Source organism: Endozoicomonas elysicola, from assembly GCF_000710775.1.
Classification (GTDB): Bacteria; Pseudomonadota; Gammaproteobacteria; order Pseudomonadales; family Endozoicomonadaceae; genus Endozoicomonas; species Endozoicomonas elysicola.
In genome coordinates this window covers 3,768,429-3,784,819 of sequence record NZ_JOJP01000001.1, presented here as the reverse complement: position 1 = coordinate 3,784,819, position 16,391 = coordinate 3,768,429, and the positions used below count along the sequence as shown (strand labels likewise).

Below are 16,391 nucleotides of genomic sequence, written 5' to 3'. Positions count from 1 at the left end.
TCACTTACAACGAATATGTATGCACATTGGAGACGGCAGGGATGGGCCAGTTAAATAGCCAGGAACGTGAAGAGACACTGGATAAACTGATTGATGACTTGGCTGCCCATATTCCGGTAGAGCAAATGGATGGTTTTCGTGAGTTTGTCTACCGGTATTACTCCCTGGATACCAGAGAGGATCTGGTGTCTGGTAACTGGCAGGATTTCCTGGGAGCGACCCAGTCATTCTGGAAATTTATTCAGTATCATAATCCGGATCAGCCACGCATTGAGGTGATCAATCCTGAATATAATATGCATGGTTGGCACTCTACCCATACGGTCATCCGTATTCTCCATCGGGATATGCCTTTTGTGGTTGACTCAGTCAGGATGAAACTGAATGAGTATGGCTCCACTATTCATTTACTGCGTAACGGAGTGCTTTATTCCCGCCGCTCGGAGGATATGACATTACTTTTTTCTGATGAACAGGTCGAAGGTGAGTTCATCAGTCGGGAATCTTTTGTTTACCTTGAGATAGATCGTTGTGAGGATCAGGGCGAGCTGGATCAATTGATGGACCAGCTGAATGCAGTTCTGGGTGATGTCAGTCGTGTAGTGGATGATTTTGATGAAATGACCGGGCGGGTCAAACGGCTGGCGGCCGTGATTGGGCATTTGAATACCCTGCCAGGTGCTTTGTTGAAAGAAGAGGATGAAGTACAGGAGTTTCTGGAATGGTTACTGGATGACAACTTCACCTTTCTTGGTTATGAAGAGCTAATCGTCACTGAACATGAGGGCGATCGACGGCTGATACGCCCATCTGAATCTCTGTTAGGGCTGCTGAGGCCCGCCAATGACGATGGGCCAGGGCAGCTGGCACTGGAACCATTTATTGAACATGACCTGTTCGAACTGACAGAAAGGCTCTCTTTCTCCAAGGCATCAGTCCGCTCCAGTGTCCATCGTCCAGCTTATCCTGACTTTATTACCATACGACGCTTTGATGAGCAGGGCAGGATAGTTGGTGAAGCGCGTATTGTTGGTCTGTACACCTCTCCTGTTTATCGTAAAACACCCTATGCGATTCCCTATATTCGTAATAAGGTCTCGGCGATTATTCAACGGTCAGGCCTCGATCCTAAAAGCCATCATGGGAAAGATCTTGTACAGATTTTGGAGATTTTTCCAAGGGATGAGCTGTTCCAGACGACTCAGGATGAGTTGTTCCAAACAGCGATGTCAATTCTGCGCATGCAGGAGCGGAAGCAGATTAAAGTCTTTATTCGGCAGGACCCCTATGGTCCGTTTTGCTCAGCGCTGATCTTTGTCCCAAGAGATATCTACAGTACAGATTTTCGTCAGAGAATAGAAAAAATTCTCTGTCACCGTCTTGAAGCAGAAGACAGTGAGTTTACCACGTATTTTTCTGAGTCGATCCTGGCCAGAGTGCATTTTGTTTTCAAGTTGAAAGGACGAATTGATTACAACCTGGATGTGATTACCCGTGAAATTATTCTGGCGGCATCTTCGTGGAGTGATGATCTCAGAGAAGCCGTGCTGGAGGCATTTGGGGAGGTGCGGGGTAACAAGCTGCTGTCCAGGTTTACCGAGGGATTCAGTGCAGCCTATAAGGAGGCCTTCAAGCCCCAGTCTGCAGTAACGGATATTCGTCATTTCGAAAGAATGAGCGCCCATCGACCACTGTCCATGGGGTTCTATCAGTCACTGAATGATGAAGCCGGACAGGTGCACCTGAAACTGTACCATTTTATTGAGCCTCTGCCGTTAGCTGACCAGATTCCTATTATTGAAAATCTTGGTTTGCGTGTGTTGGGCGAATACCCCTACCTGATTCGTAACAGCTCCGGTGAGACGATCTGGATTCATGACTTTCAATTAAGCTTTGATTCTCGAATCAATATTGACTTGCAGAAAGTCGGGCCAGTCTTTCAGGAAGCATTTGAAAAAATCTGGTTTGGGGAGGCGGAAAATGACCGGTTTAACCGACTGGTGTTATCTGCAGGTCTAAGCTGGCGACAGGTCGCTATGCTCAGGGCGTACTCCCGTTATCTGAAGCAGGTGCGAGTTGGCTTCAGTCAGTCCTATATTGCGGAAACACTGTGCAACAATATTGATATCGCCCGGTTACTGGTTGAGCTGTTTGAAGTCCGGTTTAATCCGCAGCTGGAGCTGTCACAAACCCAGCGCCTGGCTCATCAGCAACAGATTCAGCAGAAGATTCTACAGGCGCTTGATCAGGTTGCCGTTCTGAGTGAAGACAAGCTAATACGTTGGTATCAGAATGTTATCAAAGCGACTCAGAGAACCAATTTCTATCAGCAGGATGAAACAGGCAATACCAAATCCTATATCTCGCTCAAAATGGCAGCCAGAGAGATACCGGATATTCCCAAGCCTGTTCCACTTTATGAGATTTTTGTCTATTCACCGATTGTTGAAGGTGTCCATCTGAGAGGTGGGAAGGTCGCTCGAGGGGGGTTGAGGTGGTCTGATCGGGTCGAAGATTTCAGGACTGAAGTTCTGGGCCTTGTTAAAGCGCAGCAGGTAAAGAATGCATTGATTGTTCCTGTTGGGGCAAAAGGTGGGTTTGTGCCAAAACAGTTGCCGCTGGATGGTAGTCGGGAAGAGATCATGGCAGAAGGTGTTCGGTGTTATAAGACCTTTATCCGGGGGCTGCTTGATATCACTGACAACCTGGTGGAAGGGAATGTGGTCCATCCGGAAGATGTGGTGATTTATGACGAAAGTGACAGTTATCTGGTGGTGGCCGCTGATAAAGGGACAGCAACGTTTTCAGATATAGCTAATGGTATTGCCGCAGAATACAACTTCTGGCTGGGAGATGCCTTTGCTTCTGGTGGCAGTGTTGGTTATGACCATAAGAAGATGGGGATTACTGCCAAAGGCGCCTGGGTTTCGGTGCAGAGACATTTTCGGGAAAAAGGAATCCATGTCCAGCAGGATGTGATCTCTGCGGTTGGTATCGGCGATATGTCCGGTGATGTTTTCGGTAATGGGATGTTGTGCTCTGAGACCATTGCTTTGGTGGGAGCCTTTAATCACCAGCATATTTTTGTGGATCCCAACCCGGATGTCTATCAGAGCTTTGCAGAGAGGAGGCGACTGTTTGAGCTGCCTCGTTCCAGTTGGACTGATTATGACACGAGTCTGATCTCTGAAGGTGGGGGAATCTTTTCACGACAGGCAAAGTCAATTGCCATAAGCCCTGCCATGCAGCAACGTTTTGGCATCACGGCCAACCATCTACCGCCGAATGAGTTGATTCGCAGTATGCTCCGAGCCCCGGTTGATCTCTTATGGAATGGCGGTATTGGAACCTACATTAAGTCGATGAACGAAACCCACAATGATGTCGGTGATAAGGCCAATGATCCGCTGAGAATTAATGGCTGTGAAGTGCAGGCCAGTGTGGTTGGTGAAGGTGGCAACCTTGGGCTTAGCCAGCTTGGGCGTATGGAGTATGCGCTGCAGGGAGGGGGGCTGAATACCGACTTTATCGATAATTCCGGTGGCGTTGATTGTTCTGATCATGAGGTCAATATCAAAATTCTGCTGAATGATATTGTGGCCAGTGGGGATATGACGGTTAAGCAGCGGAACCAGTTGCTCGAAAGTATGACGGACGAAGTATCCAGTTTGGTCTTGACCAACAACTATCGCCAAACCCAGGCAATTTCGGTCGTTGAATCGGATGTTGTTTCAAGAATGGGCGAGTATCGTCGTTTTATGGAGCACCTTGAGCGGCAGGGCAAGCTGGATCGTACCATTGAGTTTCTGCCTGATAATGAAGCAATCGCTGACCGGTCAGGTAGTGGGCAAGGTTTGACCAGACCAGAGTTATCCCTGCTGGTCTCATACAGTAAAGCTGACCTTAAAGAGGCTCTACTTAACTCAACGGTGATTGATGATGACTATCTTGCACAGGAACTCTACAGTGCATTCCCTCAGATTCTGGTAGAAAATTTCCCGGACGAGATTAAACGGCACCGTCTGCGTAAAGAGATAATCTCTACCCAGATTGCCAACCATTTGATTGATATGATGGGGATCACTTTTGTTCATCGACTGCAAATGACCACCGGAGCCTCATCTCCCGAGATTGCTCGAGCGTTCAGCGCCAGTCGTGATGTTTTTGATGTTTCCCGTTACTGGATGATGATTGAGCAGCTGGATCATCAGATTTCCAGTGCTCTGCAGTATAAAATGATGGGTTCATTAATCAAACTGGTGAGACGTACGACCCGCTGGTTTATCCGCCTGAAGCGTCAGGATCTGGCTCCTGCTGAGTGTGTCGAACATTATGGCCCAAGAGTACGGCAATTTCTGGATTGCTTTGCTGAGTCCCTCAGTGAAGAAGAAAGAGCTGAGTTAAACAAGGCTGTAGAGTCCATGGTTGCGGAGGGGGTTCCGCAGGAGTTGGCACTGATTGTTGCAGGGCAGCGTTATTTGCTCAGTGCATTGCCGGTGATTCGCGCAGCAGATGAAACCGGTGTACCTCTAGAGGTAGCGATCAGAACCTTCTTTGCTGTAGGTGCACGGCTGGAATTGAATTGGTATGGTAGTGCTCTTTCCCAGCTGGAAGTAACGAACCACTGGCAGTCACTGGCCCGTGACAGCGCGAGGGATGAGCTTAACTGGCAGCAGCGCAAACTGTCGAAAGGTCTGATTGGCCTGGCTCAGGATGGGGTTCCTATCGAGCAGACCATTGATGAATGGATTGTGAAGAATCATGCACTGATTTCCCGCTGGCAGAACATGCTGGCAGATATTCGCAGCGCCCCCCAGGCAGATCTGGCCATGTTTTCGGTTGCCAATCGTGAGTTGATGGATCTGGCTCAGGTTAGCCTACATGGGAATACTTGAGTATTCCTACATTAGGAAAACGAGAGATAGCCACCATCAATGGCAGGAAAGAATGGGGTGATATTTTCTATTTTGCAGCCACCAGGTTGATAGAACTTACTCAGGGTTAGCTCAATCGAATGCTCCTGACCATGCGCAATATTTGGGCCTCAATTGAGTACGTCAATCTTGTGTTTCAATAGAACCTAAAGCCTTCTTAGCTTATTAATCTGGTGTTCCGAAGTTCATGTGACATTGTATACAGGTTTCGATATTGTGATCTCAGCTGTTTAGACTTGCTGAACTCTCCGCAATGACTGTATAAGTGGGCTAATGTATCAACTAGAGATGCAAACTGTCGAAGCTCCATTGTCGTTAGTTTAGATAAGTTCACTTTCGAGCTGGCTATACTTTCCGGTGGTATGCAAATGCCCAAGGTCTGTAGTCCTCTTCCAACATACTGAAAGCCTTCGTTGAGGAGCTCTACTCGGGTAAGTGAGTCTTGCAGTAATAGAGGTCTTGGCCTTTTGTAGTCAGTTTCAGGGAATGAGTAAAGAAGGTGCTCAATTCGTTTTTTACAGCTCCATGCTTTATTCTGAAACACCATTGCTTTAACCCATTTATCCAATCTTTTGTTAATTTTAAAATCTTTAAGCTCCTGATATGCGGAAAAAATCATATCTTCACAGTCTGATTGTGGATTCATCTTTGAATTGACGTCCCGAACCTTGGTCCAAAAAGTTAAAGAGTTTTTTGGGTTAGGGATTTTCTTGGGTTTGATGGTCTTTTTTGATGAAGCTAAAGATGTTGAGGGGGCGGGTAATTCTTCCATCTGTGTAGCCAGCTTCGAATTAATAAACTGATCCAAACAGGATTCGAATTCAACCTGACTTTCCACCTTTGGTTGAGGAGTTTGTGAGTTTTCTTCTTTAGGTATCTCAGGCACTCCGCATAGTTTTAATTCTGCCTTACACAACTCAGACATGATTGTTCGATGTTGCAAGAGTTGATCACAGCTAGCTGTTAGGCCTGCAGCATGAGAATAATAATCAGCCGTTTGGCGCCATACATCAGATTGTGTAATTCTTTTTTGATGAGTTTCTAATAACCATTCTGCCGCTCGTTGATAGCCAATAGCCAGCCCTGACTCACCCGCTTTTAGATAATGGTCTAATATCTGCTGCTGACCATCCTCTTCCTTCTCTTGCACATCAGACTTCCCCTTTCTTGATGAAGACTTTATTTCCATTAAAAGATTTCTTCTAATGTCAGCACTCAGTAAGTGCATCTCGGCTGTGGTTTTTTCTGCCTTGTCTAAATACTCCAGTGCCTGATACGGCTTACCCTGATCCATTAATATCAATGCCATGAGAATGGCACCTTTTTCAGGTTCAATACTCATACATGTTTCAGCATATACTTTGGCAGCCATTTCATTTTTATGGGTATTAAACCCAAACTGATAACATAGACTGCTGGTAAACCAGAGCGCTGTGGGCGCAGACTCATAAAGCCAGGGTGGTATATGTTGAGTATGAATTGCAAAGAGGCTGCTATCATCCGGTAAGGTTGATAGATGTTGTTTCAATAAGGCTCTGTTTCTCGAAACATGTGACTTTTCGTGACCTCTGGCGGCTTGATCAAGGAAATCAAGAAAATACAGATACGTTCTGATGAAACCAAGGGGCTGGCAGGTTACAAAGGCTAGTGCTTTAAAGTAGATTGTGAATGTTTCTTCATTGTAACCCTCATTAAGCTTTTGATAATTCGGATACAGTTTTTTTACGTACACGTCTACAGAGAAACTATCCATATCATTACGATCAATAGCATCTCTCAGCACAGACTTAAGTTCCTGATAGTATGGTGATGAAGCAGTCACACATACCAGAAATTGAAATCCTGCCAAAAATGCATCTTCATCATTGATGGTATACTCTTCACATTCATAAAGCGCTTTTACAACCTTTGAAGACTTTTCAAGAGCCGCATTGATATCTGTCAGAGGTTCCAGTACAGGGGAAAGGGCTTTCCAGTAATCTTTTAAATCTATTGCATTGCCTGAACCTAAACAAGGGATTAGTCCCGTTTGGTTGTTACATTTTAGCTTTCTGGCATATGACGATGCTTGCTTGATAGTAATATACCCCTGATAGGGGTCAATGTGCTGCTTATATTGCCCTTCTATGAAGCCAAGTGCGATCATAGCTTTAAACTAGGGAGCGTAGTCACAGGCTTGCGTTGAAGTTTTCTGTAAAAAATTAATAGCAGTTTGGCTGTCACCTACACGGTGATAATGCAGAAACAGACATGAAGATAACATGTCCCAACTTATGTTGTTAATATTTTGAGTTGCATACCTTGAAAATCCTGAGCGGATGTCATGAAGCCTTAATTCAAGACGTTTTTTTTTGGACTGGGAAATGTGAACAATTTTAAAGTCTTCGTAGGCTCTGGCTCCAAGCAGTTCTGTATAATCAGTAAAAATGTTGCGCCCTGGAGTTATCATGACAGTGCTAAAAACCATTAAAATAGACTGCTGTAGCCGTTTTTTTCGGAGAGTGCTGTTAAGAGACTCGTATCCAATAAACCATTCATTTAATCTATTTATGGATGCCTTTAGTTGCTTCAGCTCAGTCTCAAAATTAACCACGGCCATTTCGTAAGGATGAAGATTAGTATCGGTGTAACTTGCCTGTCGTTTTTGATCAGTTATAACTTGCTCATTGTTCAGTTCTGATGACAGCTCCAAGGTCATGGATTTTAGCACCTTACTTTGTTCATCCTCCGGAAGCGTTCCCAAGGCATCAAGAGCAAGTTCAGAGAACTCCTCAGCAAGTTTTGTAGCAATTTTTATTTTTTCAGAATTGCCATCATTACCTTTTGGAAGGGGATATAGCCAGCAAATTAAATCCAGTGGTTTATGATCAGAAAGTACTCTTGGATCTCTTTCTGAAAGGGTTTGGGTAGGTACACTATGACTATGTGCACCCTTATGAGGGTTTTTACTCAATACAGGGAGAATGCTGTTGGCTACAGATACTGTCTGACCATGAGAATTTTTTGCTTGAATTAATGGAGGCTCAATATTTTCTTGGGAAGAACAGCCATCATCAAGATTAACTGGTTGAACCGCATCCATGAAACCAGAGCACCCCATTCTGTTTTGTTGTTCTATAGATAATTTCAGTGTAGGGATAGTTCCTGATTATTTTATAGGGCATTTTTCCACACGTTATGTTTTAGGCTGAGAGGATATGCCTAGTGATGTAATTAGCTGTTTTTAAGTTTTATTTTATGTAGAGAGTTGCTGTTTTGAACACTTGGAAGTGATGTTTGTCTATTCTTCATGAATTAAAGCACCATTGAAGAGAAAAAATGTCAACATCCTCTGGGTCGATTTCTGTCGTTCAGCCCAAGCTTTGTGAACAGTATGGCCTGCAGCCAGTGCCCCATAGCCAGCAAACTGGTGGGGCGTGGCCTTTATTCAATATATACAGCAACCTGTTCATTAACCCTGGCACTCTGATCACGTCTGGGATGATGGTGACTGCAGGCCTTTCTTTTGTCTCTGCCGTGTCCATTCAACTTGTTTCTGTGCTTATCGGGATGATCCCGTTTCTGTTGTTTTCTCAGGCGGGTGTTCGCTATGGAATTCCGGGGCAGGTACTTTGTCGGGCGGTGTTTGGTATTCGGGGGGCACGCTGGATTACTTCTATATTACGGCTATTGTGTTCCATCTACTGGTTTGCCTTTCAGACAGCGGCTGGTGCGCTGGCCATAGAAGCAATATTGAGGAACTGCTTTCAGCTACATATACCTTTGTGGGGAATTTCACTGGTTTTTGCTTTATTCCAGGGAGTGGTAGCTATTGTTGGTTATCACTATCTTAAATGGCTGTCGGTATTTTCATTTCCTGCAAAGCTGATTCTGTTCATTACTCTTATGCTGTTTCTCCTTGATGCAGGTGGCAGCGATGCAGCTCCTGAAACAGTTATGTTAATGGAGGGACTTCACTGGTCGTGGCCGCTGGCGGCATTATGGTTTAACACAATTGTTTCAACATCATTTACCTGTGTGACCGATGCCTCGGACTTTACCCGGTATACGCGTTCAGGAAATGCTTTGCTGATTGGAACCATTTCCGGTTCCCTGGTGGGAACACTATTGGCTGCTTCATTTGGGGCCTATGCAGTTATTGCTGGAGGGGCGGATAATATCAACCCTTTTGAAACCATTACGCAGTTACAGCCGAATGTGTTGATTATACTGCTGGTGGCGCTGGTTATTTTTCTGGATAACTGGACCATTAATGTCATCAATCTTTATACCGGTGGACTGTCTCTTTGTAATGCTTTCGACAAAATAGGCCGGTTCAGAGCAACGGTTATAGTGACTCTGGTTGCTGGTTTGCTCTCCTGTTTTCCGGACATTATCAGTGGCTATGTGCATTATATGGGGACTCTGGGTACATTGTTTGCCCCCATAACTGGCACAATGCTGGTGTGGTACTTCTATCAGTTTAAATGTGTTGATGTTCCTGCTCTTTATCAAAGTGATGGTATTTACTGGTACTTTCAGGGCTTTAATATATTTGCCTGTCTGTTAGTTCCAGCAGCATTCCTGACTGGGTTATTTATACCTGAGTACTGGATGCCAGCAGTGTTTCTGATGTTTGCTACCGCTTTTCTTTATTGGCTGCTAGTTCGGCTTCGGCCTGGTATAAGTAGGGTTCAGTTGGAAAGATCAGACAGCCTCTCAGCTCCGCTTGACTAGAAGTGCTTTCATTGGATGCTTTGGCTAGGGCTTTATGGTGGCCTTTTTGAAAAAGGCAGGAGTATTTTTCAATATTTATTGTGCTGCCAATTAATTTGTCGTTATCTTATTTTTTTCAGAAAGAAAATCCTGTCAAAAAAGAGTGTCATGATGATCTTGGTGGGCTTTCTTATCGTGAGTACTGTGATACTATCTTTACGTAATCCCCACAAGTCAGTTGTACTTTCATGCTCAGGAATTTCATGAATTGTTTGGTTTGCTGGAGCTTCTGCATCCCGCACGTTGAATAACGCTACTCACTTTATACAGACAATAAAAGTTCCTCAATTCTTTCATTGTCCCCCTTGAATTCTTAAGGAGTATAAGTGTTATTAGAATGGAACTGTTGCTGGCTGTATATTAGCCAGAATCCTCCCCTGATGTGAAATGAAACAGGCATAACTGCTGTTGAGATTATAATTTCCGGTGAAACCTCCCGCCTGTTAGCATTGCTTTGTCAAAAGCAGCCTGATCAATAGTGGATGTACAGCCGGAATACCATGAACGCAGGCCTTTTGGAACTAAAGGAACTATTTGGGGTGGTTTCCAGTCCCTGCAGTTTTGACTGATAAAAACTTGAACGTAGTACAGCAGGTAAATCATGAGTCAAGCCCAATCATTATATGAACGAATGGCAAACACCAGCCTGGTTCTCAGGATTATCATCGGTATTGCCCTGGGTGCAGGTCTGGCGGTTATTTCACCGGATACGGCGATTGCAATTTCTTTTCTGGGCTCCTTGTTTGTCGGGGCTCTGAAAGCAGTTGCACCTATTCTGGTATTTGTTCTGGTTGCTGCTTCCATTGCCAACCAGAAACAGGGGCAGCATACCAATATGCGGCCGATCGTCTTTCTGTATATTCTCGGAACGCTGGCGGCCTCTTTTGTTGCGGTCTCCATGAGTTTCTTGTTTCCTGTCACTTTGACGCTGGTGACGAATAGTGGGGGAGCTCTGCCTCCGGAAGGCATTATGGAGGTTCTCCATACGCTTCTGTTCCAGATAGTCCAAAACCCGGTTGAAGCACTGTTAACGGGTAACTTTATCGGTATTCTTGCCTGGGCTATTGGTTTGGGGTTGGCACTGCGTCACGGCAGTGAGTCCACCCGGACAATGGTTCATGATTTCTCAATGGCTGTCTCTTTCATTGTACGCTTTGTTATTCAGCTGGCTCCCATTGGTATTTTCGGGCTGGTTGCCAACACGATTGCACAGACCGGATTCAGTGTTCTGCTGGGCTATAGCAAGTTGCTGGTGGTGTTGATTAGCAGTATGTTGATCATTGGGTTTATCGTTAACCCTGTGATTGTTTACTTCAAAATCCGTCAGAACCCATTCCCTCTGGTTCTTCGTTGTATCCGGGAAAGTGGTGTTACTGCCTTCTTTACCCGCAGCTCAGCTGCCAATATCCCGGTAAACATGCAACTGTGTAAGAGTCTGGATCTCCATGAAGATACCTACTCCGTATCCATTCCGCTGGGGGCTACCATCAACATGGCGGGTGCGGCCATTACTATCACCGTAATGACGTTGGCAGCGGTACATACACTGGGAATTTCAGTGGATCTGCCAACGGCTCTGATCCTGAGTGTTGTTGCTGCTGTTTCTGCCTGTGGAGCTTCAGGTGTGGCAGGTGGTTCATTGTTACTGATCCCGCTGGCCTGTAGCCTGTTTGGTATTTCCAATGATATTGCCATGCAAGTAGTTGCTGTCGGCTTTATTATTGGGGTTATTCAGGACTCTCTGGAAACAGCACTGAACAGCTCTACGGATGTGGTGTTTACCGCAGCTGCATGCATTGCTGCCGAGAGAAAGGAAAGAGGCCTGGCTGAAGAGCCTTCGGTTAGCGTATAAATGCTTGTCTATTAATTTCTTGTTGCTTTCTGGCTAAGGTAGTTCTACCGATAGCCAGAAAGTCCGATGTTTTTCAGGAAAGTTTGGTTAGAACGAGACAAAGTTAGCCGCCAGCAAAGGCTTTGCTTGCTTCCAGTACTTTATAACCAAGCCCATGTAAGGGCTGAGCAGGGTCCTTATTCAGAATTGATGACGGTGTAACGTCGACAGTTTGAGGTATGCCAGCTCTTTCAAAGTCTTTGATTTTCATCTCAAGGTTTGCTTTGAATAATGGAGTTCCTACTACATCTGCAACCATGCTTCCGGTATATTCCTGTCCCTGTTCGAGGGATTGCTGAAGTGCCTGGCTTGTTACCATTTCCATTATTTTCTCCTGCGTCTGATTCTCCCTTTCCAGCCACTGTTCATCAGACTTCAACTCTATGTTTTCCATAATTGCTTGTAGTTCATGTGAATCAGGAAAACGTAATGATGGATTTTCCTCAACGGGCTCCCCGGACGCTGGCCTTTGCTGGGCCGGTTGCTCATCTGGAGCCATGCCTGGATGTAAAAATGAGGATTTAAGATTTTTCATATGCCCTACACTTTCCAGGTGGCCTCCCTTGTAGAGGTTGATGTTAAACGATTCAATGGTATCCATTATTGCTTCAACGCTCTCACCTGGGCATACAGTGCCGCATAAGCACTCTAGAAAAGCATTTATCTTTGCTTCCACGCAGGGAAAACTAGCGACATCGAGCGGCGCGAAATGCAGCTTGGCTAACTGCTGGTTGAAGTCAGACAGGCGATCAGCAGTCCATTGGTTAAAATCTGGATTATTCATCGCATTTTGAATTAGCGTTCTGGCCTGCACGAGGATATGTATGTGTTGAGCATCTTCTTTTAAATCGGAATGCTTTTCTTTGATTTTTGTTTTAATGTCTTGATGCAGCTTTTCCTTGTTTTTATAAGGAAGCGTATCCCAGTATTTGCTTAACTCTATTCGGCGTTTATTTTCTCTCCAGATTCGCCAGCCAGAAATGTCCTGTTCTCTGAGTTCTGACATTTTTTCAAGATTGGCCTTGCTAATCTCATTGATCCGCTTTCTTGCCTCAATGGCTTTTGGGCTATCTTTGGCAAATATTCTTTTCTTCTGCTCTGAAATTGCTTTTGATATAGATGTCCAGACTTCATCAAATTTATTGTAGCGCCGAGCAATAAAGCAACCACTACACAGAAATGTGGATACTCCGATAAAGGCTGTTGTTAAAAATGGGCTGCTGACAAAAAGAATAATCTTAAAGGTGTTGATGAATAGAATGGCCGTCGTAGAAAATACAGAGGAAATTCCCAGAATGCCTGCGACTTTTTTTCTTTCCGATTGTAAGTCGCTTCGAGCTTCCGTACTGAATGGGTTATTTTTTACATTGTTAATTTTTTCCCTGTATTTATCAAAGCGCGTTATAAGGGGGTCCAGAAGAAAATTGAGAGCACCTGCAACAATACTGGAACTTCGGCCAATATGATGGGCAAGCCTGACTGTTTTTTCAGGGCTCATGGAAGCGAGAAAATCTGATGTCAGTCCCAGTGTCATGCTGGGCATTATATCCTCAGCATAGCGCAGGTTACTGTACAGTCGGATAACCGGTGGCTTCATATGGCTTACGCATTGTCTGGCAACATAGGTAGAACAATAGTTCAATGTTAAATTTTTTATATTGCTTTTAAATTCACTGGCATTTTTGCTTAAAAAAACCTTTATTATCTGTGCTATCTGTATAGCCTTACTGCAGCCGGCACTAAAATCCATCAGAAACTGAAATTTTTTTATAAAGCTCGCTCGTTCTGGATGTTCTGCTGGATTAAAATCCAGCAGCTGTGGTTTATCTCCGGTAAACGTTGACGCAAGAGCCTGGCCACGCATACAGACATCGATTTTGTGGAGTAAATCTGTTATGGATGGATCTCGCAGCCCAAGAAGATTTTCAAGCTGTGGCATCAAAAGAGCAAAGTCACCCACCATGATGCGGAAAAACTTCGGATTTTGTTGAGCTACTTCTAGCATTGCGCTCAGAGTATCTCTAATAAGATGGTATACTGGATTCCCAGAGGAGAACAGCGACGAGATCAACCCTGCACCTTCCTGGTAGAGAAAGTTGAGTGAATCAGATACCCCTGCGTGTCTAAGCTTTTGGATCAGCTTCTCTGCATTTGAGTAAATTGAGCGCCATGCTGCAGTGCCCCACTGGAATGCTTTTTTAAAAAGCGCTTCAAACTCTTCATACGGATCGTATTTCAGCAGTTTCAGGTATCGCTTTCTGTATAACTCTGCAATGCTATCTTCAATACTTTCTTCTTCTTGCCATACAAAATTAAGGTGGCTGAGATAATAGGCATAAGAATCAGGGTTTAGTGGCCTGTGCCCCATGTTTTTGCGTGCTCTTGCCAATTGCCAGAGAACATCGATATTCTGCTGGAAATCGTTAGATGGTAGTAGTGGGTGAGTGTCAGTCTTATCAATCAGGTGAATAAGAAGCTGTTGTTGGTAATATGCGACATCGTGGTAACACTGCAGCCAGTACAGGTCATGTTCATAGCTATCATCCACTGTAGAATTTTTCAGCGCATCGATAAACTTCAGGAGCGACTTATAGAAAGACTTTTCGGGGCCCTCTCCGGGTTGAGCAAGCGCAGTTGTTATATGGTCGGTAGAGGGCAGTTTTAAAAAATACCAGGGCGGACAAAGGTCAGGGCTTTTTTGAGGTAGACCTTTTGAAGAGAGTTGGGCCGCCAGAAACAGGTGGATTAACTGTGCTGAGGCTTGATTTCTCTGGGCGACAAGAATGCCTTGATCTCCTTTATAAGGTGGATTGGTTCTTTGATGGTTCAGCGATTCAATGTTAAGCAGTTGCTGGCGTCTATCTAATAATTCGGGCAGCCTGTCTGGTGGGTGAAAAGACTTTAGTTCATAGTCAAAGCGTTTGGAGTGTTGCCAATCAATTTCATCCTCCAGCTGCTGTTCTATTTCAGGGACAAGGTTTGGTTGAACAAGTTTTTCTAATAAAGCCCGAACACTGTCGGGTGCCTGTTCCAGCTGATCAGCAGCCAGAACGATTTTTGCTGCCTGTATTTTTCTCAGGCTTCGCTGGCGCTTAACGTTAAAGCAAACCAGATAGGTCAGCAGCCTTTTAATGGTTTCCGGCTGTTCCTGAATATATTGGTTTAATACATCCTTTTTAGAAATATCACTCCTGGCAGCCAAAACCCTGACTAAGGGGGACTTTTCAAGTTCAGCGGTAGCCTGCTGCCTTGATCTTGCAAGTTTTGTTGCTCCGAGGCGGCCAATGGCACCACGTAGAATATATTCCCGCCTTTTGCACCACCATCCCATGAGTCTCGGCCAGGTCCGGAAGCTTTCGAAACGGGGATCCTTGAACTTATTGCTCTCGACCTCCTCGACAGGCGTTGCCAGCAGAGTCGATGAGATTCTTCCTTTTCGTACCAGGAAGTCAGCATCCATCTTTGATTGAAGGGAGTATAAATCGTACTTGTTTTCAAATGCTTTCAAATGTCGCAGGAGAGCAAAGTGGTGATTCCGGTTTTGAATGTCATCTTCGACTTTTCTGAGGTTTTCTCTCAGCTCTTTAAGATCGGTGTCATCAATTGTGCTGAGCATTTCAAGCCTGCATTTAATAATCCTAATTGCGGTAGCAGGGTATAGAATCAGTAAGGCCTGCAAAATACCATGTGGATAAAGGGAGATGAGCAGCTCTGGTGTGTCGTCTTTCTGATCTAATGAAATATCACTGGGCCAGCCATAGGCCTCCGGAGAGAGCTTCAAGACAGGAAGCTTTTGTTCGTAGATTTCCTCGAGTGGCAATGAGCTGTCATGTTTCAAGCCATCGGTATGGTGCTTTCCCGAAGGTGCGTCATCCGGGGTCAAGTAATTTTCACCAGACTCATAGGCTGAACTGGAGAGCTCATCCAGTGGGATTCTATTCAGGGGAAACCCTTGATAGTTCAGGTCACTGTCTATTGCGTCGACATCGAGTGGAGCCCCGTTGTCCAGGTCATTTTCAAGCACTTCATCCTGACACTCCATATCAGCGTTGAAGAGTTCCGAAGTCTGGGCTGGTATCGGTAGAACAGTATTTGCCAGCTCTTCAATTCCTGACTGGATAGCGGTTTCCATTGTTTGCCAGTGGATATTTTCAGCTTCTATTGGGGATGAGGTCTTCTCTACCTGCTCAGAAGGCAGTGGTGCGTGGGATGTTATGGGGTCCTTGTTTGGCTGTATTGGAGAGCTGTCAGCGTTCGAGGGAGAGAGGTCTTTTTCCTGGTAGTCCAGAGGCACAGTCTGTTGATGCCGGATAGATGCATTCGTTTCGCTGAGCGAGTGGCCATCATTGTCGTTTTGAGTTGCTGTATGCCAGCTGTGCTCTGTCACTGTATCTGATCTTGCTGCTTTGCTGACGGTGGGAGCGTTGCTTTTTTTTTGTATTTTGGCCTGTGATAGTTCAGGGGAAGAAGCGCGTGGAAGTTTTGTGCTGACAGGATTGGAGGCTGTAGGTGCTTTGGTCTTTCTCCGAGTTTTATTGGGTTTCTTTAATTTTTTAGGTTTTTTTGAACTCTTTTTTTGGGACAGCCAGATGTCCCTGTCTAGATTCGGACTCTCCAAGTCTATTTGGGTTATGTCGGAAGAGCATAGGCTGGTGTCTGACATAATTTGAGTTTTGCGATGGCTGATCGGTATTTTATTTGAGCCGTGACTGTAGGGTTTATTGGCTGTTGGGTGAAATTGCTGATTTTGACTCGTAGAAAAGGGGGGTAAACGCGACGTAATAGCCAGCATTATTTTGCCCTGAGCATTG

General features: G+C 45.0%; 6 protein-coding genes. 3 read left to right on the top strand and 3 right to left on the bottom strand.

The annotated features are described in order from the left end of the window. Window positions 1–41: 41 nt before the first annotated feature. Window positions 42–4,895 carry an NAD-glutamate dehydrogenase gene (locus GV64_RS16000; RefSeq protein ID WP_020583936.1) on the top strand — a complete coding sequence of 1,618 codons (4,854 nt, stop codon included), beginning with the start codon at window positions 42–44 and terminating at the stop codon, window positions 4,893–4,895. Window positions 4,896–5,091: 196 nt separating this feature from the next. Here the strand turns inward: GV64_RS16000 and GV64_RS15995 are convergent, their stop codons facing one another. Together GV64_RS15995 and GV64_RS15990 are read right to left on the bottom strand one after the other, a co-directional pair. Beyond that, on the bottom strand, window positions 5,092–7,080 hold the full coding sequence (locus GV64_RS15995) for a hypothetical protein (RefSeq protein ID WP_020583937.1): 1,989 nt from the start codon (window positions 7,078–7,080) through the stop codon (window positions 5,092–5,094). A gap of 9 nt (window positions 7,081–7,089) precedes the next feature. After that, window positions 7,090–8,016, bottom strand: a complete 927-nt coding sequence (locus tag GV64_RS15990; protein ID WP_020583938.1) for a hypothetical protein — start codon at window positions 8,014–8,016, stop codon at window positions 7,090–7,092. A gap of 236 nt (window positions 8,017–8,252) precedes the next feature. Here GV64_RS15990 and GV64_RS15985 point away from each other — a divergent pair, with 236 nt between their 5' ends. Both GV64_RS15985 and sstT read left to right on the top strand, forming a co-directional pair. Next, window positions 8,253–9,650 (top strand): purine-cytosine permease family protein, encoded by a 1,398-nt coding sequence (locus GV64_RS15985; RefSeq protein ID WP_020583939.1) that lies wholly within the window; start codon window positions 8,253–8,255, stop codon window positions 9,648–9,650. Window positions 9,651–10,290: 640 nt separating this feature from the next. Beyond that, window positions 10,291–11,541, top strand: a complete 1,251-nt coding sequence (sstT, locus tag GV64_RS15980; protein ID WP_020583940.1) for a serine/threonine transporter SstT — start codon at window positions 10,291–10,293, stop codon at window positions 11,539–11,541. A 103-nt stretch (window positions 11,542–11,644) separates the two neighbouring features. On the opposite strand, the gene GV64_RS15975 is transcribed toward sstT, so the two are convergent. Next, window positions 11,645–15,967 carry a hypothetical protein gene (locus tag GV64_RS15975; protein WP_152554089.1) on the bottom strand — a complete coding sequence of 1,441 codons (4,323 nt, stop codon included), beginning with the start codon at window positions 15,965–15,967 and terminating at the stop codon, window positions 11,645–11,647. Window positions 15,968–16,391 lie beyond the last annotated feature (424 nt).